The organism is Neobacillus sp. NRS-1170 (genome assembly GCF_050468025.1).
The window spans coordinates 1-24849 of record NZ_JBITPF010000029.1 but is presented as its reverse complement, the minus strand read 5'-3'; the positions used below and the strand labels follow the sequence as shown (position 1 = coordinate 24849).

Annotated in this window: 20 protein-coding genes, 1 tRNA gene, 1 pseudogene and 1 other annotated feature (1 of these 23 only partly in view); of the genes and pseudogenes, 15 read left to right on the top strand and 7 right to left on the bottom strand. The window is 39.8% G+C overall.

Going from position 1 to position 24849, the window contains the following annotated elements; all coding sequences use genetic code 11:
* Positions 1–95 (bottom strand) — a binding site (T-box leader) (it extends 118 nt beyond the left edge of the window).
* 280 nt (positions 96–375) lie between these two features.
* The 3 genes from ACIFOT_RS13485 to thrB are packed head-to-tail and all read left to right on the top strand — an operon-like array spanning position 376 to position 3642.
* On the top strand, positions 376–1671 hold the full coding sequence (locus ACIFOT_RS13485; RefSeq protein ID WP_430065249.1) for a homoserine dehydrogenase: 1296 nt from the start codon (positions 376–378) through the stop codon (positions 1669–1671).
* On the top strand, positions 1668–2738 hold the full coding sequence (gene thrC, locus ACIFOT_RS13480) for a threonine synthase (protein WP_430065248.1): 1071 nt from the start codon (positions 1668–1670) through the stop codon (positions 2736–2738). Before ACIFOT_RS13485 ends, thrC begins: the two co-directional genes overlap by 4 nt.
* On the top strand, positions 2725–3642 hold the full coding sequence (thrB, locus tag ACIFOT_RS13475; protein WP_430065246.1) for a homoserine kinase: 918 nt from the start codon (positions 2725–2727) through the stop codon (positions 3640–3642). Before thrC ends, thrB begins: the two co-directional genes overlap by 14 nt.
* A gap of 24 nt (positions 3643–3666) precedes the next feature.
* Here the strand turns inward: thrB and ACIFOT_RS13470 are convergent, their stop codons facing one another.
* Both ACIFOT_RS13470 and ACIFOT_RS13465 read right to left on the bottom strand, forming a co-directional pair.
* Positions 3667–6072 carry a bifunctional diguanylate cyclase/phosphodiesterase gene (locus tag ACIFOT_RS13470; protein ID WP_430065244.1) on the bottom strand — a complete coding sequence of 802 codons (2406 nt, stop codon included), beginning with the start codon at positions 6070–6072 and terminating at the stop codon, positions 3667–3669.
* 212 nt (positions 6073–6284) lie between these two features.
* Complete coding sequence (locus ACIFOT_RS13465; protein ID WP_430065242.1) at positions 6285–6428, bottom strand: hypothetical protein; 144 nt, start codon at positions 6426–6428, stop codon at positions 6285–6287.
* 147 nt (positions 6429–6575) lie between these two features.
* Between ACIFOT_RS13465 and ACIFOT_RS13460 the strand changes: the two genes are divergently transcribed.
* The 10 genes and pseudogenes from ACIFOT_RS13460 to ACIFOT_RS13415 all read left to right on the top strand — a co-directional run bounded on the left by ACIFOT_RS13460 (position 6576) and on the right by ACIFOT_RS13415 (position 18276).
* Positions 6576–9824: a BTAD domain-containing putative transcriptional regulator gene (locus ACIFOT_RS13460; protein WP_430065240.1), complete on the top strand. Its 3249-nt coding sequence runs from the start codon at positions 6576–6578 to the stop codon at positions 9822–9824.
* A 137-nt stretch (positions 9825–9961) separates the two neighbouring features.
* The gene (locus ACIFOT_RS13455) at positions 9962–11155 is read left to right on the top strand and encodes a substrate-binding domain-containing protein (RefSeq protein WP_430065463.1); all 1194 of its coding nucleotides are present in this window, start codon (positions 9962–9964) and stop codon (positions 11153–11155) included.
* 91 nt (positions 11156–11246) lie between these two features.
* Positions 11247–12020 (top strand): ABC transporter ATP-binding protein, encoded by a 774-nt coding sequence (locus ACIFOT_RS13450; RefSeq protein WP_430065238.1) that lies wholly within the window; start codon positions 11247–11249, stop codon positions 12018–12020.
* Positions 11998–12705 carry an ABC transporter ATP-binding protein gene (locus ACIFOT_RS13445; protein ID WP_430065236.1) on the top strand — a complete coding sequence of 236 codons (708 nt, stop codon included), beginning with the start codon at positions 11998–12000 and terminating at the stop codon, positions 12703–12705. The genes ACIFOT_RS13450 and ACIFOT_RS13445 overlap by 23 nt, the downstream gene beginning before the upstream one ends.
* Positions 12706–12723: 18 nt before the next feature.
* Positions 12724–13584, top strand: coding sequence for a branched-chain amino acid ABC transporter permease (locus ACIFOT_RS13440; RefSeq protein WP_430065234.1), 861 nt, complete (start codon positions 12724–12726; stop codon positions 13582–13584).
* A gap of 5 nt (positions 13585–13589) precedes the next feature.
* On the top strand, positions 13590–14591 hold the full coding sequence (locus ACIFOT_RS13435) for a branched-chain amino acid ABC transporter permease (protein WP_430065232.1): 1002 nt from the start codon (positions 13590–13592) through the stop codon (positions 14589–14591).
* An 11-nt stretch (positions 14592–14602) separates the two neighbouring features.
* Positions 14603–14782, top strand: a complete 180-nt coding sequence (locus ACIFOT_RS13430; protein ID WP_223591690.1) for a hypothetical protein — start codon at positions 14603–14605, stop codon at positions 14780–14782.
* A gap of 13 nt (positions 14783–14795) precedes the next feature.
* Positions 14796–15817 (top strand): annotated as a pseudogene (locus ACIFOT_RS13425) (3-oxoacyl-ACP synthase).
* Positions 15810–16715, top strand: a complete 906-nt coding sequence (gene phaZ, locus ACIFOT_RS13420; protein ID WP_430065230.1) for an intracellular short-chain-length polyhydroxyalkanoate depolymerase — start codon at positions 15810–15812, stop codon at positions 16713–16715. Before ACIFOT_RS13425 ends, phaZ begins: the two are co-directional and overlap by 8 nt.
* A gap of 70 nt (positions 16716–16785) precedes the next feature.
* Positions 16786–18276: an acyl-CoA synthetase gene (locus ACIFOT_RS13415; protein WP_430065228.1), complete on the top strand. Its 1491-nt coding sequence runs from the start codon at positions 16786–16788 to the stop codon at positions 18274–18276.
* 107 nt (positions 18277–18383) lie between these two features.
* Here the strand turns inward: ACIFOT_RS13415 and ACIFOT_RS13410 are convergent, their stop codons facing one another.
* The gene (locus tag ACIFOT_RS13410; RefSeq protein ID WP_430065226.1) at positions 18384–18959 is read right to left on the bottom strand and encodes an RBBP9/YdeN family alpha/beta hydrolase; all 576 of its coding nucleotides are present in this window, start codon (positions 18957–18959) and stop codon (positions 18384–18386) included.
* A gap of 184 nt (positions 18960–19143) precedes the next feature.
* Between ACIFOT_RS13410 and ACIFOT_RS13405 the strand changes: the two genes are divergently transcribed.
* Complete coding sequence (locus ACIFOT_RS13405; RefSeq protein ID WP_430065224.1) at positions 19144–20484, top strand: DEAD/DEAH box helicase; 1341 nt, start codon at positions 19144–19146, stop codon at positions 20482–20484.
* A gap of 42 nt (positions 20485–20526) precedes the next feature.
* Here ACIFOT_RS13405 and ACIFOT_RS13400 read toward each other — a convergent pair whose 3' ends face one another.
* The 4 genes from ACIFOT_RS13400 to ACIFOT_RS13385 form a co-directional block, all read right to left on the bottom strand.
* Positions 20527–22065 (bottom strand): solute symporter family protein, encoded by a 1539-nt coding sequence (locus ACIFOT_RS13400; RefSeq protein WP_430065222.1) that lies wholly within the window; start codon positions 22063–22065, stop codon positions 20527–20529.
* Positions 22065–22391 (bottom strand): DUF485 domain-containing protein, encoded by a 327-nt coding sequence (locus tag ACIFOT_RS13395; RefSeq protein WP_430065220.1) that lies wholly within the window; start codon positions 22389–22391, stop codon positions 22065–22067. Before ACIFOT_RS13395 ends, ACIFOT_RS13400 begins: the two co-directional genes overlap by 1 nt.
* 299 nt (positions 22392–22690) lie before the next feature.
* A tRNA-Ala gene (locus ACIFOT_RS13390) sits at positions 22691–22763 on the bottom strand.
* A gap of 85 nt (positions 22764–22848) precedes the next feature.
* Positions 22849–23544, bottom strand: a complete 696-nt coding sequence (locus tag ACIFOT_RS13385; protein WP_430065218.1) for an MgtC/SapB family protein — start codon at positions 23542–23544, stop codon at positions 22849–22851.
* Between the two features lie 124 nt (positions 23545–23668).
* On the opposite strand from ACIFOT_RS13385, the gene ACIFOT_RS13380 reads away from it, so the two are divergent.
* Complete coding sequence (locus ACIFOT_RS13380) at positions 23669–24577, top strand: DMT family transporter (protein WP_430065216.1); 909 nt, start codon at positions 23669–23671, stop codon at positions 24575–24577.
* The last annotated feature ends 272 nt before the right edge of the window (positions 24578–24849 follow it).

Here is a 24849-nt window from a genome sequence, read left to right as displayed (position 1 = left end):
GAAGGGCTGGGCTATTTAAGAAAAAAGCACCGGTTCGCAGCAGCCACCGGCTCTCTGAAGCCATTTCTTAATGCCGTCTTCATCATCACATGTTATATTTAGAATTAAGAGAAATTTCAAAATTTAAATTGAATATAGGGATTATTCTACAACCATCTATTCAGTATTGTAAAGGGAAAAAGGGAAGAAAAATTCACTTTTATTTGATGAAAAATTTTACTTAAAAAAAGAAATTCAGTAATGGCGCAGTAGTAAGCGATTACACTGCGAAATAACGAAAACAAATCTATTGTAAAAAAATAGAGAGAGTCATATAATGTCTACAATACAAATACATTTGTACGTGACATAAGGACACGAACAGGAGGGGAAATCATGAAAGCAATATCGATTGGATTATTAGGCTTAGGCACCGTGGGTTGTGGTGTGGTGCAAATCATAAAAAATCATCAAGATAAATTAATGCATCAGGTGGGCTGTCCGGTTGTCATCAAAAAAATCCTCGTACAAGACGTACATAAAGCGAGATCCGTAGAAGTGGACGTAAGTCTTTTAACTTCAAATGCTGCTGATATCCTTAAAGATGATGAAATTGATGTGGTCATCGAGGTAATGGGCGGTGTGCAGGATACAAAAGAACATCTCATTAGTGCGCTCCGTCAAGGAAAGCATGTGGTGACGGCTAATAAAGATTTGATGGCTTTACATGGATCAGAGTTATTAACCGTGGCATCTGAACATGGATGTGATTTATTTTACGAAGCAAGTGTTGCCGGCGGCATTCCAATTTTAAGAGGGTTAGTTGATGGGCTTGCCTCAGATCGTATTACTCAAATGATGGGAATTGTTAATGGAACTACCAATTATATATTAACCAAAATGAGCACTGAAGGAAGGTCATATGAAGAGGTCCTAAAAGAAGCACAAGCTCTTGGATTTGCCGAAGCGGATCCAACCTCTGATGTTGAAGGTCTAGATGCTGCCCGCAAAATGACCATCCTTGCTACACTTGGTTTTTCGATGCATATTGATTTAGAAGATGTTAAAGTAAGCGGGATTTCAAACATTACTGAAGAAGATTTACGTTATGGACAACAATTAGGCTACACAATGAAGCTGATAGGCTACGCCCATCGGGAGGGTGAAAAAGTAGAGGTCAGTGTAGCCCCGACCTTCTTGTCTAATAATCATCCGCTTGCCTCTGTACAAAACGAATACAATGCTGTGTATGTTTATGGGGAAGCAGTTGGTGAAACGATGTTTTATGGTCCAGGAGCAGGAAGCCTGCCAACTGCAACAGCAGTTGTCTCAGACCTAGTCGGCGTCATTAAAAACCTGAGGATTGGGGTAAATGGGAAAAGCGCTGTGACTCCGCAATACGCTAAACTCTTAAAGGATGATGGCGAAAAGTATTCTAAATATTTCTTACGCATTCATGTACAAGATGAGGTTGGTGTGTTTGCTGATATTACCTCTGTGTTTGCCAAACATGGAGTCAGCTTCGAAAAAATACTCCAGCTGCCAATTAAGAAAAATGAAACATCAGAAATAGTTCTAGTGACACACCATGCATCATTAACAAATTATGATAAAATTTTACAAGAATTATATGATATCCAAGCGGTGAAAGAAGTAAAAAGTGCATATAGGGTGGTGCGAAAATCGTTATGAGATGGCCAGGATTATTAGAAGCATATAAAGAATATTTACCAATTACCAATGAAACTCCTAAATTAACTTTACATGAGGGAAATACGCCGTTAGTCAAGCTAGAACGTCTTTCCAAGGAATGGGGTATAGAGCTTTATGTAAAAGTAGAAGGGGCAAACCCTACAGGGTCCTTTAAGGATCGTGGAATGGTTATGGCTGTTGCTAAAGCAGTGGAGGAAGGAAGCAAAACGATTATTTGCGCATCAACAGGCAATACATCTGCCGCTGCTGCAGCCTATGCAGCCCGCGCAGGCTTAAAATGCATCATTGTCATTCCAGAAGGGAAAATTGCCATGGGCAAGCTGGCACAAGCCATGATGTATGGAGCAGAGATTATCTCCATTGAAGGGAATTTCGACCAAGCCCTGCAAATGGTCCGTAACATTAGTGAAGAAGAACCAATAACGCTCGTTAATTCCGTCAATCCTTTTAGGCTAGAAGGGCAAAAGACAGCAGCCTTTGAGGTTTGCGATCAACTGGGCTTTGCACCAGATATTTTAGCAATTCCAGTTGGAAATGCCGGTAATATTAGTGCTTATTGGAAAGGATTTAAGGAATTTGCCGATAAGAAGGGCACTGGTCTGCCACGTATGTTTGGTTTTGAAGCGGCAGGAGCTGCTGCACTCGTACACAATCGCGTGTTTGAAAATCCAGAAACGATTGCAACTGCGATTAGGATTGGAAATCCAGCAAGCTGGGATTTAGCCGTTTCTGCTGTTCAGGAATCAGATGGACTTTTTGATGAAGTCAGTGATGAAGAAATTTTAGCGGCGTATAAAAAATTGGCATCTTCTGAAGGTGTTTTTGTCGAACCTGCTTCAGCTGCTTCTCTTGCTGGAGTGTATAAAAGCATCCAAAAAGGAAAAATCGCGGGAGGAACAAAAATTGTTGCGGTCGTGACAGGAAACGGCTTGAAGGATCCTGACACTGCCATTAAAACCAGTCTCATTAAACCAGTGCAGCTGCCAAATGATGAAAAAGCCGTTACGGAACATATTCGAGGGGTTGTCCTGAATGCCTCAAAATAATCGATTTATTATCGAAGTTCCGGCAAGCACTGCCAATCTTGGGCCCGGCTTTGATTCTATTGGCTTGGCGCTCGACTTATATTTAACATTAGAAGTTGAAGGCAGCAGTCGCTGGGAATTCTATTCCACTTCAGATGAACTGAAGGAGCTTCCGAATGATGAACAGCATTTTATCGGCCAAGTAGCCATTAAAACCGCTGAGAAATATGGAAAGATTTTGTCACCATGTAAGGTTAAAATCGAAAGTGAGATTCCGTTAGCACGAGGATTAGGCTCAAGCGCATCAGCTATCGTTGCCGGAATAGAGCTTGCCGACCGTATTGGGGAGTTAAATTTAACGAAACAGGAAAAGCTCTTCATTGCCACAGAAATGGAGGGGCATCCTGATAATGTTGGTGCATCCATTTACGGAGGACTTGTCATTGGCTGCTATCAAAAAAATGAGGTCGACATCCTAAACTTTGCAAACTTATCCTTTGAAGTAGTAGTGGCAATTCCGCAAGAAACCTTACTGACCAAGGACGCACGGGATGTTCTTCCGGAAGCTTTTTCACAGCAGGAAGCAATCCAAGCCTCATCGACTGCAAATTTATTAGTCGCAGCACTTTTAAGTCAAAAATGGGAAGTAGCGGGAAAAATGATGGAGCAGGACCTCTTCCACCAGCCATATCGTAAACCGCTAATCTCCTTTTATGAAGAGGTTGAACAAGTGGCAAAATCCAATGGGGCTTTTGGGGTAGCATTAAGCGGCGCTGGTCCGACCGTCATATGCTTTACTGAAAAAGGACAAGGTAAACTGCTGTCCCAAGTTTTACAAAGTGAATTTACAGAAATGACAGTAAAGCACCTAAATGTCGATAATGACGGAAGCATTATTAAAGAAGTTGAAAAGTTTGTAAGATAACTTATTGAAAAAGAAGGGCAGCGATTACCGCTGCCCTTTTTCCTTACTATCAAGAAATTGCTCAAATTCCTCTTTTCTTAATGGTTTACTAAATAAATACCCCTGCATTTGCACACAATTTTTCGATAGTAAAAATTCCTTTTGATACTCTCGTTCTACCCCCTCTGCAATGACATTTAAATGAAGACTGCGGGCTAGGTTGATAACTGCTTCAGATATTTCTGAATTCCCCCAATCCTCCTTGATGTCCTGAATAAAGGATTTATCAATTTTCAAAGTATTGATGGGTAAATTCCTCAAGTAATTTAAAGAAGAATACCCGGTTCCAAAATCATCGATAGAAATAGATATTCCAGCATCCTGAAGGGAATGGAGCGATTCAACTATGTCCGAAGAATTATTGAGGAGAATACTTTCAGTTATCTCAATCTCAAAATTTTGCGGATCTAATTTCGTTTTATTTAATATTTCTTTCACTTGCTTGACCATGCTGGTTGGTTCCTGGAATTGGCGGGCTGAAAAGTTTACCGAAATCGATAAAGGGATGGAACGATTCCTGTTCCATTGACTCATTTGTCCGCAAGCCATTTTCATCACTAATTCCCATAAGGGCTGGATAAGGCCTGTTTCTTCAGCAATCGGGATAAATAATTCTGGAGACACGAATCCTAATTCTTCATCCGTCCACCTGAGTAATGCCTCTGCACCAAAAAGTGTATCAGATTCAGCATTTATCTTCGGTTGATAATAAACTTCCATTTTTTCATTTTCAATCGCTTTTCTTAAGCGGGCTTCAAGACGCGGCCTCCCAATATTAGATTTCATTAATTGCTCAGAGTATACCGTTAAGCGGTTGCCTCCCATTTTTTTAGCGGAATACATAGCCATGTCTGCATAAATTACGAGGGTGTCAAAGTTTTCTGTTTGTTCCGGGTATAAACTAATTCCACAGCTGGCACCTAGGTAGATCTCGTTGCCATCTATAGAATATGGTTTTTTTAAATTCGAAATGACTCCTTCGGCAGCTGCTTTTGTTTGTTGCAAATCATAATTGACTAATAAAATAATAAATTCATCGCCGCCTTGACGAGTAATAATGTTCCTGTCTTCATCAGGCAAGCATTGCTTAATTCGTTCAGCGACAATTTTCAGTAATTCATCACCTTTATTATGACCAAATGAATCATTTACTTGTTTAAACCGATCCATATCGATAAACAAAACTGATAAAGTTCTGCTTGTATCATTTAAATCAATAATATGTTTGATTTTTTCTTGAAAATATCTTCTGTTGAGCAACCCAGTTAAAGGGTCATGATAGGCCTGGAATTCGATAAGCTCTTTACTTCGTTTTAAATCATCTACATAGCTTCGCAAATGGTTTGATAAGGCATTGACATTTTCAGTGAGAAGGCCTAATTCATCTTTTCGATTTAAGTGCAGGTGCTTACCAAACTTTCCTTGTGCAATTTCATTGACCTGCTCGACAATATAGCCAATTGGCAGTGTAATCGAACGTGAAAAAATAAAGCTAATAATTAAAACGATAATCATAATGGCAATGGAAAGAAGAATATGTACTTTCAGTTCGTGAGCGAGTTCTTTTTGAATAAGCCCATAATCATACACGAGCTCGATAACAAATGGATCCCCATTAAATGCAGGTACAAACGTTTTCATGATGTTTTTGCCATTTATGTGATCCTTGTATGATTGAACTTCATTTGTTTTGATTGCTTTTTTGATATAATTCGAATCTATTTTGATATTCGGATATTTGTAGTCACCGTACCAATAGGGTTCTGCGGAAATGCGGGTATAGCTCTGGCCATTTGAATGAACAACCTCTTTCTTTTTTCCAAAATGTTTTGGATTAAGGACAATTAGCTCTAATATCCCCTGCTCTTTCGTGAAATCATTGATAATACTTTGGGGCCCAAAACGGTTCTCGTATTCTAAAACTTCATTGTCGCGTAAAAATGGATTGATTATATAATTCGTCGTCCCATCATAATAATAGCCCCATTTATCAATATGCTTTGGATTGGAATCAGCAATTTCTATAGGCCCTGACCAATAATGCGGTAAGGTGATTCCTTTCTCAACCTTTACAGGGGCTAAGGATAGGAGTTGTCTGAATGCATCATACCAGTAACCCCATTCCTTTGTGGACATATCGATTTCTTCAGGGTCCGAAGAACGCACCCCGATAATATCATCAGGTGTTTGAGCTAACAAAGTTATATGGGAAACGCCTACATCCTTAGCCAATTTCGTCAGCTGGTCATTGGTAATATCTTGATACCTTGATGGCAGTTTCGCCTTTATGGCCAATGAGGCCATACGCAAGTCCCTTCCGAGGATGTCCTCTACATATAAAGAACCTTTTTTTGTATTTTTCACCTGGAAGGAAACTTCCTTTGTAATCATCGAAATCTCCCGCTCGTTATAATCAAGTAATTGATTTTTGGAGCGAAAAAAATGGAAAGCATTATTAGTTAACAATATTAAAAAAACTAAAAGACAAAAAATAAGTGGAAGTTTCTTCTTGATAGACAATGACGCAACACTCCCATAAACTATTTGCTCATCTAAAAAAATAGATGAGCAAATAGCGGTATTGATATCCGGTTAAGAGGAGTCTAGCCCTTTAACCCGTGCAGCCATTCTTGATAGCATTCATCACAAAGTGCTTCATCTCTTTCCGAATTTGCCGAAAAAAACGATACAAGATGGAGATGTTTTTCCTCAATTTCCTCTGTGCAATAAAAACATTTTTCAGACATAACAATCTTCTCCTTAAAAAATTTTGATAGCTTAGTTTTTTCAGGGAGAAAGAGTTTTATTACATAAAAAATCCCCGCCTTTAAGGGAGATAGTGTGGTAAAATAGTGTAAAAATTAAGAAAATTATAGAAGGGAGGCCATATAATTTTGAAGCTTCCAATCATTCATACAAAACTGCGCATTCCAGTTGTCAAAGATGACTATATAAGAAGGGCCAAGCTGACCCAGAAAATGAAAAAGATTCCCGAATATCCATTAACGATTATTCATTCTGGAGCTGGATTTGGGAAAAGTACATCCCTCGCATTATTTATGAGGGATGAAAAGCTTTCAGGCTGCTGGTATTCCATTTCGTCAATGGATGATGACATTCTTCCATTTCTTTCGCATATTATCCACTCTATTCAACAAGAAATTCCCCATTTTGGAAAAGAATTAATAACCTTTATGGAAACAATGGAACGATATATACGTAATGAAGAATTGGGCTTACTCTGTTCTTTATTTGTTAATGAAATTCTTGAGGCAGGTACAGAAATAACCTTAATATTGGATGATTTTCATCAAATAGAACAGTCCTATACCATCAGCAGCTGGATGGAAAAATTACTTGAGCATCTTCCTCCAAATTTACATATTGTCATTTCGAGCCGTAGCCGGCCAGCTTGGAAGCAGCTCAGTAAAATGAAGATTTGTGGGCAATTATTAGAAATTTCCCGCGAGGATTTGGTCCTTACTATTGAAGAAATGGAATTATTGCTAACAGATTTGTATGGATTAGAACTGGAGGAAAGCCATTTACAAACCATCTATGAGATGACCGAAGGATGGATCATTGCCCTATGTATGATTGCCCAGCAAATCCCGCTAAATGAGGATATCTCAGATCTCTTTAATCACTCCTCAGATTCACTCCACGATTTTTTTCAGTATTTAGTGATGGAAGTATTTTCGAAACAGCCCCCGATGATTCAGCAATTCCTAGAACAGACATCCATTTTTGAAGAAATTGAAAAAGAGTTATGTGATGAAGTCATTGGGATTCAAGCGGCATCATCTATGCTGGAACAGCTAAAGGAGAGAAATTTATTCATTCAAAAGGTTGGCTTAAGCCATTATCGATATCACGCTTTATTTAAAGAATTTCTAGAGGATATTTTTCAAAAAAATAATCCCGTCCATTTTACGATTCTTCATGAAAGAAGCGCACGCTTTTATGAAAAAAGAGAATTATGGGAAAAGTCCCTTTATCATTATCAAAAAATCAATCATTTTAATGCAATCGCTGCCATTTTACAAGAAAATGGCTTTAGCATGCTTGAAAGCGGCAAATTAGAGAGTTTATCAGATCAGCTAATGCTGATTCCTAAGGCCGAAATGGAAACGTATTATTTGCTGTGGTTTCTAAAAGCCGAAGTATGCCGTTATCGGTCTCATTATCAAGAGGCAGAGGACTGTTATGAGAAGGCATATGCCGGTGCAAAAAAGCGCGGGGATTATCTGGGGATGAGTAAAGCGCTGGAGGGAAAAGCCCAAATTTATTTGGACACCATCCAGCCGCAGCAGGCTGAAAGGTTATTATATGAAGCAATTTCCTTTCGAGAAAAAGGTATTAGTCCATTAGAAGAAAGTGGCAAACTGTATGAGTTATTATCAGAGAATCTGTTGAACTCTGGGAAGGCGCGAGAAGCGGAAAAATGGCTGCAAAAAGCAAAAGAATCAAATATCTTTGACTTTGACGGGAATTTAGAAGGACGGCTTTATTTAAGGACCGGCCGCTTTGAGGCGGCAAAGAAATTCCTTTACTCGAAGAAGGAAGAGCTGAAGGGGGCAAAGCTTTCTTCTTTGCCGCAAGCTCACCGTGAAACCGATTTATTACTCTCTCTAATAGAAGCATTTACAGGAGAAGGAACTAAAGCAAAAGAGCTGGCACAAGCTGGAATTCAGCAGGGAATTAGTTTGAAAGCTCCGTTTGTAGAAGCTTGCGGCTGGATTCGGATGGGCCATGCTGTTCAAATATTAAATAAATATGATTCAGAATTAGCCGAAACCTGTTATCAAACTGCGCTGGAAATTATGGAAAAGCTTCAGGTTCATAGAGGAAAAGCAGAGCCATTAATGGGCCTGTGTATTCTATATGGAGTAAGAGGTGAATTTGAACGGGCGATGGAGGCAGGGAAAAAAGCGCTTCAGGAGACAGATAAAGTCCAGGATGTTTGGCTTTCCGCTTTAATCACTCTATGTATGGGGATTACTTGTATCTATAATGAACGATTTTCGAAGGCCAGATTCTTTTTTGAAAAAACCGATTCCTTGTTCCTTCAATGTGAAGATACTTATGGCCAAATGCTCAGCAAATTTTGGTTAACCTATTTATTTTATTTAGAGAAAAAACATGATTTATTTCAAGAAACAATAAATGTTTTTCTACGCCTTGTTCAAGATCATGATTATGAATTCTTTTTTCATCGGGTTTCAATGTTTGGTCCAAGAGATTTACAAGTGTTTGTGCCCCTATTAATAGAATGTTTGAAGGAAAACATTCAAAACACTTATGCGGCCAAAATTCTTCAAGATATGGGAGTTTCGACTTTGGACTCCCATCCGGGATATTCCATTAGGATTCAAACTCTTGGCCAATTTAAATTATGGCTTGGGGAGAAAGAAGTAGGGGAAAAGGATTGGCAACGCGAAAAAGCAAAGGAATTATTTCAGTTATTTATCACGAATAGTGACTCCATCGCAAAGGAGGAAATTCTCGCGACTATCTGGCCTGCTCAAGATAAAAAAAGTGCTGACCGTGATTTTAAGGTTGCGCTGAATAGCCTTCATAATGTCTTGGAACCATTAAGGAAAGCGCGGGCTGCTCCCTTTTTTATCATCCGCGAAGGGGCATTTTATCGTTTAAATCCACTTGCGGTAATCGAATTGGATACTGTTCCCTTCCTGAACTGGATTCAAAAAGGGCTGAATGAAACGGACCAGGAAAAAGCCACAAATTGTTTAGAAAAGGGCTTATCCTTTTATCAAGGAGACTATTTACCAGATCGCCGTTATGATGATTGGTGTATAAGTAAAAGAGAAAGCATGCTCGTCTATTTTTTAAGAGGGGCCGAGAAAATGGCCCAGCTATTGGTCAGGTGTGAACATTACGATGCTGCTATTTACTGGTGTGAAAAAATATTAGAGAGGGATCGAACATGGGAAGAAGCCTATCGGCTGCTCATGTATTGCTACTACCGGAAAAACAATCGTCCCCAGGCAATGAAATGGTTCCGAAAATGTATGGAGGTTTTAGAGGAAGAGTTGGGTGTAACGCCGCTTGAGCCAACCAAACACATGTATGAAATGATTATTGAAGCAGATAAATACATCAATCCCATCAAGCAGCCTTAATTATAAGGCTGTTTTTCATTTGTAACCAATATGTAACTATCTTTTCTTACTATTAATTCAGGCGGCAATATAAAACATTTTAAGGGGGAAAAAAGGTGAAGGCTAAGCGCGGAAAATGGGCATTTTTAGGGGTACTTATGTTTATGATGATTTTTGCCAGTGCATGCAGCTCAGACAAATCGTCAACAGAATCAAAGGATTCGGGCGGCAAGAAGGAAGAGCAAGCTCCAATTAAAATCGGTGTCCTTGCTTCCAAAACGGGAGCTTTAGAAGCTTATGGGAAACAAACGTTGAGAGGCTTTGAACTTGGTCTCGATTATGCAACTGATGGAAAAATGGAAGTGGACGGCCGGAAAATAGAATTTATAGTTGAGGATACAGAAACAAAGCCGGAGGTAGCCGTGCAAAAAGCAACGAAGCTACTAGAAGAGGATAAAGTCGATTTCTTAGTCGGATCATCCAGCTCAGCTGATACATTAGCTGTCCTGCCGCTTGCGGAGGAATATCAAAAAGTTATGGTTGTAGAGCCGGCAGCAGCTGATAGTATTACAGGTTCAGAGTTTAATAAGTATATTTTCCACTCAGCCCGTAACTCTTCTCAGGATGCAGTGGCGGGAGCGGCGGCAATCGCTAAAAAGGGCGTAAAAATTGCAACTCTGGCTCCTGATTATGCTTTTGGCCGTGATGGGGTCGCTGCCTTTAAGGAAGCGGCTAAAAAGCTGGGGGCTGAGATTGTAAAGGAAGAATACGCCGATCCTTCTGCCACAGATTTCACTTCAAATATTCAAAAAATCATTAATGCAAAGCCTGATTATTTATTTGTTGTATGGGCAGGCGCCAATTCACCCTGGAAGCAAATTGCCGATATGAAGGTTCAGGAAAAAGGAATTAAGATTTCAACTGGGGCTCCAGATATTGCGGCATTATCGACAATGGAGCCGTTAATCGGAATGGAAGGTTTCACCGTTTATTATCATGACCTTCCAAAAAATAAAATCAATGACTGGCTAGTGGCGGAACATAAGAAGAGATTTAATGGCGAGGTTCCGGATTTATTTACACCAGGTGGTATGAGCGCAGCCATTTCTATTGTTGAAGCGGTAAAGAAAACAAAAGGTGACACAGATGCTGATAAGCTTATTGAAACCATGGAGGGCATGAGCTTTGAAACGCCAAAAGGAAAGATGACTTACCGTAAGGAAGATCATCAGGCCTTACAATCCCTGTATGCGATTAAGCTGGAAAAGAAGGATGGCGTTCCATACCCTGTACCAGTATTAGTAAGAGAACTATCCCCAGAAGAGACAGCACCCCCAATTCGAAATAAATAAAGGCAGCTCGCAATAGGAATCTTTACGGAGGGCCCGGCCAGACTTACTTGGTCACCCTCTTCCTTATTTCTATCACAAGGTGGTGATTCTAGTGGCAACATTGATTGAAACAAACGATTTATCGATTTCTTTTGGCGGACATACTGCCGTGGATTCTGTCAGCATAACTGTTCCTGAAAAACATTTTAAGTCGATTATCGGACCTAATGGGGCCGGGAAAACAACTTTTTTCAACCTATTAAGCGGACAATTGACACCCACAAAAGGAAAAATCTATTATCGCGGCAAAGATATCACCAAGCTCTCATCTACAAAACGAACGCGGGAAGGCATTGGGCGTTCCTTTCAGATCACGAATGTTTTTCCTAATTTAACCGTGATGGAAAATGTCCGATTAGCCGTTCAATCACAAGCAGGAACCCGCTATCAAATGCTGATTCATTATAAAAAATATCGTGCGTTTGAAGAAAAAGCATTAGAGTGGCTCCGGCTGGTGCTGTTAGAAGAAAAGAAAGATTCATTAGCTGCCAATCTTGCGCATGGTGAAAAACGCAAGCTTGAGATTGCCATGCTGCTCGCGTTAGAAACAGAGGTTCTCTTATTGGATGAGCCGACTGCGGGTATGTCTTTAGAGGAAGTGCCTGCCATTTTAGAGGTCATAAAAAGAATAAAGAACGAAGGAAACCGGACGATTATTCTTATCGAGCACAAAATGGATATGATTTTAGATTTATCGGATTCAGTCATGGTGTTATTTAACGGAAGACTATTGGCGGATGGCACTCCCGAAGAAATCATGAAAAACGAAACAGTTCAGTCTGCTTATTTAGGAGGGCATTTTGATGAGCCAACTGTTAAAGCTTAACGATGTCGAAACCCATATTGGACAATATCACATTCTTCAAGGTGTTTCTCTAGAGGTAAAAAAAGGAGAAGTTACCGTTCTTCTTGGAAGAAATGGGGCAGGTAAAACGACGACATTACGGACAATTATGGGATTGAACCCTGCTTCAAAGGGCAGAGTTCTTTTTCAAGGAGAGGAGATTCAATCTCTACCAACCTACAAAATCGCCAAAAAGGGTATCGGCTATGTTCCTGAAGATCAAGGGATATTTGCCGAATTAACGGTAGAAGAAAACATAAGGGTGGCCATTCAAAAGGATACTGAGGAAACGGCTGAGCGAATGAATTGGATCTTGAATTTGTTCCCTGACTTGAAAAAGTTTTGGAAAAAACCCGGCGGTCTATTAAGCGGAGGGCAAAAACAGATGCTTTCGATTGCCAGAGCTTATGTGAATGACAACCAGCTGTTATTAATTGATGAGCCGAGCAAGGGATTGGCTCCTATTATGGTGGAAAAGGTAATGGAGTCTATTTTACAAATGAAAAATCAAACCACTATCGTTTTAGTCGAACAAAACTTCATGATGGCGAGCACGATTGGAGATTGTTTTTACATTATTGATGATGGCCGAACCGTCAGCCAGGGAACAATGAAGCAATTAAAAGAAGATGAAAATATGAAACGGAAATATCTTGGGATTGCTTAAGGAAGGAGGAAAGAGTTTGTGGATTTGTTCATGAATTTAACATTAAACGGACTGGCAACCAGCATGCTGATCTTTTTACTCGCATCCGGTCTCACTCTCATTTTTGGTTTGATGGATGTCCTAAATTTTGCGCATGGCGGGTTATTTGCCTGGGGAGCCTACAGCGGCCTCTGGATATATTCACAAACAGGCAGCTTTTTAATTGGTATCCTTGGAGCAATTTTAACAGGATTTCTGCTTGGTATTATCACAGAAAAATGGATTATTAAGCCGGTTTACGGAAATCATGTCCAGCAGATTTTAATCACACTTGGTCTGATGTTAGTTTTATCCGAAATGTTGAAGGTTATTTGGGGACCTAATCAACTGACTGCTTCACCTCCCGATTATTTAAGCGGCAGCTGGGAGCTGGGCGGCGTCATTATTATTAAGTACCGTGTTTTTATTATTTTAGTCGGTTTGCTGATTTTTGCCGGTGTTCAATACTTATTGAAAAGAACAAAAATCGGACTGGTCGTTAGAGCGGGTGTTATGAATAAAGAAATGGTTCAGGCTCTTGGGATCAACATCCAAAAAGTATTTATGTTTGTTTTTATTATTGGTGCTGGTATGGCTGCCCTTGGCGGCGTTCTGCTCGGTCCATATTCAGGTGTCATTCATGCTGGGATGGGCATGGAATTTGCCATTTTAGCGTTCATAGTGGTGGTCATTGGCGGGATGGGCAATTTTAAGGGGTCAGTACTGGCCGCAATCCTAGTTGGACTTTCTGGCTCCTTTATGGCTTATTATGTCCCGGATTTATCATTAGCTGTAAATATGCTCTTAATGGCTGTTGTGTTAATCATTCGGCCGCAAGGTCTATTTTGGGCGAAAGGGTGAAGCGTATGAGGTTCCTACAAGGTAATAGAATGACGGCGATATTTTTAGTCGTCGCGGCTTTTCTGCTCCTTTTGCCATTTGTATATGAATCTAGAAATCTCTTGATTTTGTTAACGCAAATTTTTGTTTTTTCCGTTTTTGCCATGAGTTATGACCTTTTATTAGGTTTTACAGGGATTGTCTCTTTTGGGCATGCGATGTTCTTTGGAATTGGTGCCTATTCGATGGGGTTATTTATGAAACGGCTGGAACCAACCTTGTTGAATTTCCTTTGGGCTGTGCTTACAACCATTGCCCTGACTGCCATTGTAAGCTTTATTGTTGGTTTGTTGACACTGCGGTTAAAGAGTCATTTTTACGCGATGTTAACATTATCCTTATCGGGGTTATTCCTAGTTTTAGCGGAAAAATGGCGTTCCTTAACGTTTGGTAATGACGGTTTTACATTCCGGGTACCGGAGATGTTTATTGATCGGACCAATTTTTATCTCCTTTGTTTGGTTGTGATGGTCGTTGTCTTTTTGATTCTGAAACGGTTTACTAATTCTCCATTAGGGCGGGTGCTTCAGGCCATTAGGGAAAATGAACAAAGAACAGAATCCTTAGGTTACCAGGTTTTGCATTATAAAATTGCCGCGAGTGTAGTTTCGGGGGTTTTAGCCGGAATAGCAGGTATTTTATATGCCATATCCCTTCGATTTGTAAATACTAGTGTGTTTTCGATGGATATCACCTTAGATGCCTTATTGATGACGATTATAGGCGGTGTCGGAACGTTAATAGGCGCCATTATCGGCGCAGGGTTAATTGAATTTGCTCATGATTGGTTAACGGAGCTTGCAAAAACGCATGTGATTTTTGAGCGTTGGATCATCTTTTTTGGCATTTTATATATCCTTGTGGTCATGTTTTTTCCGAAAGGGATTGTCGGTACGCTGAGGTCCATAACTTGGAAACGAAAAAGGGAGCATCCCGTAAAAAAAGCTGCTCAAAAAGCAGCGGGATGAAGGAGGAATCAATGGATACGAAACAAATTGCATCCTTCGTCGTTCGTTTTCAATTGGCAGCGGTCGAGAAGGAGACCGGCAAAAAACAATGGAGAATAAAGGTCACGCATGTTCAAGAGGAACGGGAGACATTATTTGAATCGATTGAAGAAGCGATGACTTTTATGAAAAGCATGGCGGAAGATTCATAGGGAGGTGATCAATTTGCAGATTGGCATTCTTAGTACAGGCATTTATTTGCCTGAGGAAACGATGACTGGAAAGGATATAGCTGAATCAGCAGGTATCCCTTTGCACGTTGTCGAAGAAAAAATGGGAATCAGGAAAAAACATGTTCCAGGCCACGAAGATCATACGTGTGAAATGGGGATTATCCCAGCAAGGAAGGCGATTGTTAAAGCGAGAATCGATCCAATGGAGATTGATCTGGTTATATATATAGGCGAGGAGCATAAGGAGTATCCGCTTTGGACGGCGGGGATTAAATTGCAGCAGGAAGTCGGTGCCCTTAACGCTTGGGCCTTTGATGTGTCCTTACGCTGCTGCACGACTGTTATGGCGTTAAAGGTAGCAAAAAATATGATGACTTCTGATCCGGACATTCGAACCGTGCTCCTTGCAGGTGGTTACCGAAATGTTGATTTTATAGATTACGAAAATCCGAGAACGAGATTTATGTATAATCTTGGAGCTGGCGGAGGAGCGATTCTTTTAAAAAAGGGACATAACGAAAATGTCTTGCTGGAGACTGAAATGATTACGGACGGTTCTTTTTCAGAGGATGTAGTGGTAGTTGCCGGAGGAACGAAAAATCCAATAACGGCTGAGGCATTGGCCTATCGTTTGAACAAACTGGATGTTCTCGACCCGGAAGGAATGAAACAGCGTTTAGCGGAAAAAAGATGAGCAATTTTTTAAAGGTTATTCATGAATCTGTTAAAAATAGCGGATTTCAAGTAGATGATATTTCTTATTTAGCAATGCTTCACATGAAAAGGTCTGCCCATGAATATGTTTTAAGAGAATTAGGTTTGTCCAAAAAGCAGTCAATATATCTGGAAGAATTCGGCCATATAGGGCAAATTGACCAGATTTTATCCCTAGAACTTGCCTTAAGAGAGGGTAAAGTAAAGAACGGCGATATCGTGGTATTTGTTAGTGCCGGAATCGGTTATGCGTGGGGAGCAACGACTATTAAATGGGGGAAGGGTGATTCAAATGGTTAATGTGACAATGAAGGAAGTATTATTACCAAATGGAGAAACTTTGGCATATCGGGAGAGAGAAGGCGGTGAGGTGAAGGTTTTATTAATTCACGGAAATATGACCTCCTCAAAGCATTGGGATCTTGTAATTGATAATATCGATGAAAAGTATAGGGTCTATGCCGTGGATTTAAGAGGATTTGGAAGCTCGAGCTATCACAGTCGGATTATGTCCATCAAAGATTTCGCTGATGATGTGAAGCTTTTTGTCGATGAATTAGGCTTAAAGGATTTTACGCTGATTGGCTGGTCTACTGGTGGCGGTGTTGCGATGCAGTTTGCGGCTGATTACCCAGGGATTTGTAAAAAGTTAATTTTATTAGAATCCGTATCAACTCGAGGATATCCATATGACGGCAAAACTAGTGAAGCTGAAGAAGTTCGAAGATTAAAGACATTCGATGAAGTGAAAAACGATATCGTAAGGACCATTCCCATTCAAGCTGCCTATGACACCAATGATGCGCCTCTTTTAAAGTTGATTTGGAATTCGTTTATCTACACACATAATCAGCCCGACGAAAAACATTATGACGAATATGTCCAAGATATGAGGACTCAGCGAAATTTTGCTGAAGTATACCATGCCCTTAACACGTTTAATATTAGCCGCCAATCTAATGGTCATGTGGAAGGAAACGGGAAAGTCGATCGCATTGATATTCCTGTCCTTGTTTTACGCGGAGACCGGGATTTAGTCATCCCAAAGGAAATGAATGATGAAATTCTCGAAGATCTTGGAGGAAAAGCTAAATTTATTGAATTGAAAAATTGTGGGCACTCTCCGCTGATAGATGACCTGCCACAATTGCTGAAGGTAATCTCAACATTTATAGATAGCGCTGTGCATTCAAATTAATGTCTGTAACTCATCTGTAACTGATAATCTGTAATATTGTTCCATCTAGTAGTGAAGGAGCGATTATTCGGTGAGGTGGGAACTAGATTGGCTTGAAAATAGGGCAAGATTATCGCCCGATAAGGCTGCAATAATAGACGAAAAGACAGACAAGGCTTGCTCTTTTAAAGAATTGAATAATCGTGCGGAATTTACGGCTGAATGGCTCCTAGCACGTGGCGTAAAAAAGGGCGATCGGATTGCCTTAATATCGCCAAACCATATTAGTTATTTTGATTTATTATTTGCCTGCGGGAAAATTGGTGCCATTTTTGTACCGTTAAACTGGCGGTTATCCTTGCAAGAAATAAAGGAAATATTAGAGGATTGTACACCCAAATTAATAGGATACCACCCGCAATTCCAGGGTGTTTTTAAGCAATTAATGTCCTTTGGCATAGATTCATTTTTTATTGATGAGCTGCTATTTGAGGAAATTTCAAACGAGAATTCCTTAATAGATGATATTGTTGAAACCGACCCACTTGCGATGATTTATACGGGAGGGACTACCGGTAACCCAAAAGGTGTTGTTTTAAGTCATCAATCCATTCTATGGAATGCCATCAACACCATTTTAAGCTGGGGGATTTCAGATAACGAGGTTACGATAAACTATTTACCAATGTTCCATACCGGAGGCTTAAATGCGCTATGTATTCCGATACTTATGGCCGGAGGGACCGTGGTAATAGGGGATCAATTTACTGCACAAAAAGCAGTGGAATCCCTAAATCGATATCGTTGCACGATTATTCTCTTAGTGCCAACCATGTACCATTTATTGATTCAATCACAGGAATTTCAAAACAGCAGCTTCCCTTCGATGAAAATCTTTCTTTCCGGTGCAGCGCCATGTCCATTACAAATTTACGAGGCTTTCAAGAGAAAGGGATATGCTTTTAAGGAAGGGTACGGGCTCACAGAAGCAGGACCTAATAATTTTTATATAACCCCGGAGGATGCCCTGATAAAACGCGGGTCGGTGGGCAAACCGATGCTATTTAATGCGATTACCCTTGTAAAACTGGATGGACAAAAGGCAGGGATTAATGAAGTCGGAGAACTTTTATTAAAGGGGAAACATTCTTTTTCTCATTATTGGAATAATACTCAAGCCACCCAGGAAACTTTGAAGGATGGGTGGGTTTACACAGGTGATTTAGCCACCAAGGACGAACAGGGCTTCTATTACATCGTTGGAAGAAAAAAAGATATGATTATCACCGGAGGGGAGAATGTATACCCTCTCGAAATCGAGCAGTGGCTTTCCGAGCATCCCGCAATTGACGAAGTGGCCGTGACTGGTTTGCCCGATGAAAAGTGGGGAGAGATTGTAGCTGCTTTTATTGTTTTAAAGCACTCAAAACCGGTAGCAGATGAAGAATTGAAAACCTATTGTGAGGCGAAATTAGGGCGATATAAAATTCCGAAGCGGTTTATTTTTCTGCAGGAACTCCCAAAAACCCATGTTGGAAAAATTGATAAAAAGAAACTAAAAGAAATGAGCACAAAATGTTAAAAGGAGAACAGCAATTCGTTCTCCTTTTTGCTATTTTTGGGCAAGGTCCAAAGCAGTGCCTGACACCGAAAGGCTTTCCAAAGTTGTTCAATTAAATCCTGCGGATTTCAAACATTTAACAAGATTTTTTCTGTCGCAAGACATTGCTCTAACATCCATGGCCATTTTCCATGCCCCGAATTTGTATTTATGTGACCTGCATTAGGTATCGTAATGGAAGGAAGAGCTAGGTTTAAATAATTTTTTGCATCCTCCATACTGCAATAAGGATCATTGGAGGAATGGACAAATAAAGTTTCTTCCGACGCTGCCGATAAATGCGTTTTATTTAGAGGAACTGGATAAAAGGATGCTGCTTCTGGAAGTGTGATGGCTGGTGAAGGCGGTGCCACAAGGATAACTTGGTCTGCAATCCGTTTGTTTTGATTTGCTGTGTAATGGAGCCATAGGATGCATCCTAGACTGTGGGTAATAACGGTAAGCTTATGATCTTTTGGAATCGTTTTTAATGCGGTATTTAATTCATCCAGCCAAATCTGTAAATTGGGTGAATCAAAGTTTGAAAAGGTTGGATAGCAAACGTGAACGTTTCTTTGCGTTAATTCTTGCGTTAACCAGCTCTGCCAATGATCAGGTCCGCTCCCTCCTAAACCATGAAGGATTAAAAAGCTATGTTGATTCATACGAACACCCCTTTTTTGAGAAAAGTTTATTATTCCGATGGATTAAATAGGTTTTAATGAATTATACCTTCTTTATAATGGAATGACAATCAGTTTCTTCATAAAAGTTTAAAAGATATTTGCATTTGCCATAATAAACAATCAATATTAGTAGATATGTTCATATAGAAAGCAGGGGTATTATTTGTCCGATTTTTTATCAATAGGTGTATCGCCAACATTAGCTAATAAATTACATTCCTACGGAGTGGCTATTCCGACGCCAGTTCAAAAGCAAGCCATTCCCATTATCATAGGTGGTAAGGATATTATCGCTCAAGCACAAACAGGTACCGGAAAGACGTTTGCTTTTATCCTGCCAATATTAGAAAAGATAAAAAGCGGTACAGCATATGTTCAAGCCTTGATCGTCACTCCTACCCGGGAATTGGCCTTGCAAATTACTGACGAAATAGAAAAGCTAATCGCAGGTATTGAGGGTATTGATGTGTTAGCCATATATGGCGGTCAGGACGTTGACAAGCAATTGAAAAAATTGAAGAAGGGTATGCAGATTGTGGTTGGGACACCAGGAAGGCTGTTAGATCATATCCGAAGAGGAACCGTAGATTTATCACAAACTTCTTTTCTGGTATTAGATGAAGCCGATCAAATGCTGCATATTGGATTTTTGAATGAAGTAGAGGACATTATTAAGGAAACTCCCAAGAGCCGTCAGACGATGCTGTTCTCAGCAACAATCCCCTCTGAAGTAAGAAAACTTGCACATAAGCATATGAGGGCACCTGAATATATCCAGGTGGAAAAAACACAAGGACCCGCTGATAATGTTAAGCAAATAGCCATCCATACCATTGACCGGGCCAAGCAGGCAACACTTATTCAATTAATTGAAACGCACCGGCCGTTTTTAGCAGTTATTTTTTGCCGGACAAAACGAAGAGTAAGTAAACTTTATGAAGTGTTAAAGAGCCATGGTTTTCCGTGTGATGAATTGCACGGTGATTTGTCTCAAGCAAAACGGGAGCAGGTAATGAAGCGGTTTCGGGAGGCTGAGGTCCAACTGTTAATTGCAACAGATGTAGCTGCAAGAGGACTTGATGTCGAAGGTGTAACCCATGTCTTTAATTATGATATCCCACAGGACAGTGAAAGCTATATTCATCGTATAGGGAGAACAGGCCGAGCTGGAATGAAGGGATTAGCGATTACTTTATACTCATCAGCCGACCGCCCCACTTTGGATTTGATTGAAAAAGAACTGAATATCACCATTCAAAAACAAAACCTTGGGAATTCAAGTAAGGAAAAAGAAGCGAAGCCAAATCGTTCCGATGTTCAAAAAAGGAAGGATACTAAGGGTAATGCAAACCAGAATAAGACTGCAGATTCACGCAAGGCGAAAATGAATTCGAATACCAAGCGTCAGGGCTCAAAAGGAAAAGCAAATAGCTCTACAATATCTGCCAGGTTCGGAAAAAAGATCACAAATGCAGGTGGAGCAAATAAACAAAAGAAAAGATAATAAACAAACGGGACTGAAATTACTTCAGTCCCGTTTGTTTATTTAACTGCCGATTCCAATTCCAGTGTTTGATTTTACGAGTACTTCTTCATATTTTTTCACATCAGCCTTTTGGCTGGAGAAGATGGTTCCAAGATAGCCTGCTAAAAATCCAAGTGGAATCGAGATAATCCCAGGTGTTGTATATGGGAATAATGGTTCCCCTACAAAAATGGCTTTTCCAACCTCCGGACTGAAAACATTCGGACTTATAAGAACAAGACCGATAGCGGAAATGAGTCCAACAACCATCGCCCATACAGCACCAGTCGTGTTAAATCGTTTCCAATAGATGGTGTAAATAATGACTGGCAGGTTGGCACTTGCCGCAACTGCAAAGGCTAGGGAAACAAGGAAGGCTACGTTAAGTGTTTGTGCACCTAAAGCTAAAATTATAGAAACAACTGAAACACCAATTGCGGCCAAGCGGGCCATGCTAACCTGCTGCTTTTCTGTTGCCTTTCCTTTTCGGAGAATTTCGTTATAGAAATCATGGGCAAAGGCAGAGGCAGCTGTTAAAACAAGACCTGCCACTACGGCAAGAATAGTAGCAAATGCCACAGCTGAGATAAAGGCAAACAGCATATTACCTCCAATAGCTTTAGCTAAAAGCGGGGCCGCCATATTTCCGGCCGGATTGGCCGCAATAATTTCACTATTGCCGACAAACGCGGCAGCACCGAAGCCAAGGAAAATGGTCATGACGTAAAAGATGCCAATGATCCATGTAGCATAAACAACAGAAGAACGGGCCGTTTTGGCATCCTTTACCGTAAAGAAACGAACGAGAATATGAGGGAGCCCTGCTGTCCCAAGGACCAGTCCCATGTTTAATGAAATCGTATCAAGACCGATTTTGTATTTAACACCGGGATTTAAGAAAGATTCCTTAAGCGGTGTAGCAGTTTTCATTTGCGCAAACATATCAGTGATACTCCAGTTAAACTTGGCCAAAACAATAAGAGAAATAATGAAGGTGCCTCCCATAAGAAGAATCGCTTTTATGATTTGCACCCAGCTCGTGGCATGCATTCCGCCGAAAATGACGTAGACTGTCATTAACACGCCCACAATTAAAACCGATGTTGTATATTCCAATCCTAATAATAATTTAATAAGTGCTCCCGCCCCAACAAGCTGAGCGATCATATAAAAAATAGAGATAGCCATCGTGTTCATCGCTGCAAAACCCCGTATTTTCTTAGCATTAAATCGGGCGGCAATCATATCGGCAAACGTATACTTACCAAGGTTCCGAAGAGGTTCTGCTACTAAATATAGAACGACCAGGTAGGCAACAAGAAACCCGATACTATAAAAGAATCCGTCAAAGCCCGTCAATGCAACCGCTCCTGCAATTCCAAGAAAGGATGCGGCAGACATATAGTCCCCAGCAATAGCCAGTCCATTTTGCCAGCCTGTCAGCCCTCCGCCGGCTGTGTAGAATTCACTCGCATTTTTGGTTCGTTTTGATGCGTAATAGGTTATAACTAATGTGACTAAAACAATCGCAAGGAACATAATAAAAGCAGGAGTATTCATCAGCTATTCCCCCGTTCCTTGACGACTTTATCAGCCAGCTCATCAAATTTGGCCGCTTTTTTTGAATAAAGCATGCAAAGTCCCCAGGTCATCACAAATTGCAGAAAGGCAAACACCCAAGCCCATGAAATACTTCCGATAAATTTGTGATTTAAGATGGTTGAATAGGAAGTTAAGATTGGTAAAGCAAAGTAAAAACAAAAGAAGAATATCGTGATAGGAATGATAAATTTTTTCTTTTCGGAGAGTAATGTTTGAAACGAAGAAGATTGTACAATTGAACTGTATTCGCTTTCAGAAATATCATTGATTTTTTTAGCCTCCAATGAAGCTCCCCCTCTCTCAAATAAACCTTGGTTCAAAACATGAGGACGAAAAAATGACAATGCTGAAGGTCACTAGCTGAAGTATTGTTGGAGTAGTACAAGGTGAATGAATTACGGAATACCTGAATGTAATCTAACATTTCCCCTCCTTTTTCAAAATAATTAAACTTTATTACAGTTTCAATTATAGTAATGAAATTTTTAAATGCGCAAGGGATTTTTTGAAAAATAGGAAAATTTTAGTATAAAAAATTTAGATAAAAAAAGAAAACCCTTGCTGGGCAAAGGTTTTCTAAATATGGAGACTATCGGGATCGAACCGACGACCTCTTGCATGCCATGCAAGCGCTCTCCCAGCTGAGCTAAGCCCCCGTATAATTGGTACAAGAAGAATTATATCCGGATTTTAATTTTCATGCAAGAGGAAAATTAAAAAAAGGGCAGAAAATTTCAGCCCTCAGCTAATACTTTCAATTTCCACTTTTTTAACACCTTCTAAATCAGAAACGGAAGCATAAACATCCGTAGTTTTTTCTCTGTAATCAACCGCTACTAATATTTGTACGAGATGATCGCCATTGTCCAGATCTTTAATACGAAGTCTGCGAATGGTATATTTTTTCACTAATAAAAAAGCAATAGCCTGATCGATTTGATCACGATCACAAATACATAGCTGCAAACTAACTTCTTTTTCCCGCAATTGCTTCGGTCCAAAGAGCTTCATTAAGAAAGGGATTAATTCGACGCTTATAATGAGTAAGGCTACTCCAACAGAGGCCTCCAAATAAAAGCCGGCTCCAACGGCAATGCCAATTCCGGCAGCCCCCCAGATCATCGCAGCAGTTGTTAAACCAGAGATACTATCATTGCCCCGTCTTAAAATCACACCTGCACCTAAGAATCCAATTCCGGAAACGATTTGGGCAGCAAGTCGAAGGGGGTCCATTGTAATTTTCACATCATTTGAATTCGGAAACATATAAGCGGATTGAATCGAAACGATTGTTAACAGACAACTTACAACGGAAATAACCAGGCTTGTTTTAAGTCCCACAGGCTTTCTTTTTAATTCGCGTTCCAGACCGATTATAAGCCCAAAAACGGCCGATATTCCCAGCTTTATTAATATATCTATATCCGTATTTGACATCTACATTCACGTCCAATTTAAGAATCAATTAGCAGAACTTTTGATAAAATTGATAGTAAATAATATAGGATTAATTTAAAATATTTAAAGCCTTACTTAGATTCTACACATAAAGGAGTATGTTATGGAAGAACCAAAAATAAATCCCTATGCCGTCTTAGCTATAGGTGTACTATCTGTTTCAGCCTCAGCTATTTTTGTCAAGCTCAGTACAGCACTATCAGGAGTAATTGCATTTTATCGCTTATTTTTTTCAGTCTTATTCATGCTCCCCATTTTTTTAACGAAGCATGTTTCAGAACTACGTCTTATAACCAAAAAAGACTGGCTTTTTTCGGCCATTGCTGGAATATTACTAGCCTTTCACTTTATCCTATGGTTTGAATCACTAAATTACACTTCGGTTGCAAGTTCCACTGTTCTTGTTACCCTGCAGCCCTTATTTGCTTTTGTTGGAACATATTTTTTCTTTAAGGAGAAATTATCCAGTAAAGCAATCCTTAGCGGAATCATTGCTGTTGCAGGGAGTATAATTATTAGCTGGGGTGATTTCCAAATCAGCGGAACGGCGCTATATGGAGATATTATTGCTTTACTTGCCTGTATACCGGTAACAGCCTATTTATTATTTGGTCAAAATGTTAGAAAAAGGGTATCACTTATTACTTATACATTTATCGTCTACTTTATGAGTACCATTACGCTATTCATTTATTGCCTGGCTGCTGGTGAGCCATTATTTCCTTATTCTTCAAGTAACTGGACTTATTTTATTTTACTCGCTCTATTTCCTAATTTGCTCGGACATACATTATTTAATTGGTCAATAAAATGGCTCAGTACTTCGACCATTTCAATGGCCATTTTGTTTGAACCAGTTGGAGCTACAATCCTTGCATTTTTCTTACTAAGCGAAAATGTCGTCTGGACACAAATCTTAGGAGGGGTTGTAGTAATTGGAGGAATTTTATTATTCGTGATGGATGAGAGAAAAATGAAATTAAAAGGTGAAATGAAAAGTACAACCGAATGATCCCAGTTATTCACATTCTTTTATTTACATAAAGGAATGTGAATAATCCTTTTAAGAAAGGATCTTGTAAAAAAGTTTTAAAATTATATTGCAATCATTTATTTATCGTGTTATATTAAATCTCGTCCTCTTCGAGAGAGTCAAAACAACGAAAAATGAAATTAAAAAAGTTGTTGACATCTAGAATTGAGATGTGATAAATTAAGGAAGTCGCTTTTGAAGGATTAAGCAAAAGGGACTGAGATTAACAACATTGTTCTTTGAAAACTAAA

Coding starts and splice junctions, on each gene's coding strand:
- ACIFOT_RS13470 (WP_430065244.1), bottom strand. CDS start 6,072: ATGATTACAAAGGAAGTTTCCTTCCAGGTGAAAAATACAAAAAAAGGT.
- ACIFOT_RS13485 (WP_430065249.1), top strand. CDS start 376: ATGAAAGCAATATCGATTGGATTATTAGGCTTAGGCACCGTGGGTTGT.
- thrC (WP_430065248.1), top strand. CDS start 1,668: ATGAGATGGCCAGGATTATTAGAAGCATATAAAGAATATTTACCAATT.
- ACIFOT_RS13430 (WP_223591690.1), top strand. CDS start 14,603: ATGGATACGAAACAAATTGCATCCTTCGTCGTTCGTTTTCAATTGGCA.
- ACIFOT_RS13465 (WP_430065242.1), bottom strand. CDS start 6,428: ATGTCTGAAAAATGTTTTTATTGCACAGAGGAAATTGAGGAAAAACAT.
- phaZ (WP_430065230.1), top strand. CDS start 15,810: ATGGTTAATGTGACAATGAAGGAAGTATTATTACCAAATGGAGAAACT.
- ACIFOT_RS13410 (WP_430065226.1), bottom strand. CDS start 18,959: ATGAATCAACATAGCTTTTTAATCCTTCATGGTTTAGGAGGGAGCGGA.
- ACIFOT_RS13380 (WP_430065216.1), top strand. CDS start 23,669: ATGGAAGAACCAAAAATAAATCCCTATGCCGTCTTAGCTATAGGTGTA.
- ACIFOT_RS13455 (WP_430065463.1), top strand. CDS start 9,962: ATGTTTATGATGATTTTTGCCAGTGCATGCAGCTCAGACAAATCGTCA.
- ACIFOT_RS13400 (WP_430065222.1), bottom strand. CDS start 22,065: ATGAATACTCCTGCTTTTATTATGTTCCTTGCGATTGTTTTAGTCACA.
- ACIFOT_RS13435 (WP_430065232.1), top strand. CDS start 13,590: ATGAGGTTCCTACAAGGTAATAGAATGACGGCGATATTTTTAGTCGTC.
- ACIFOT_RS13385 (WP_430065218.1), bottom strand. CDS start 23,544: ATGTCAAATACGGATATAGATATATTAATAAAGCTGGGAATATCGGCC.
- ACIFOT_RS13445 (WP_430065236.1), top strand. CDS start 11,998: ATGAGCCAACTGTTAAAGCTTAACGATGTCGAAACCCATATTGGACAA.
- thrB (WP_430065246.1), top strand. CDS start 2,725: ATGCCTCAAAATAATCGATTTATTATCGAAGTTCCGGCAAGCACTGCC.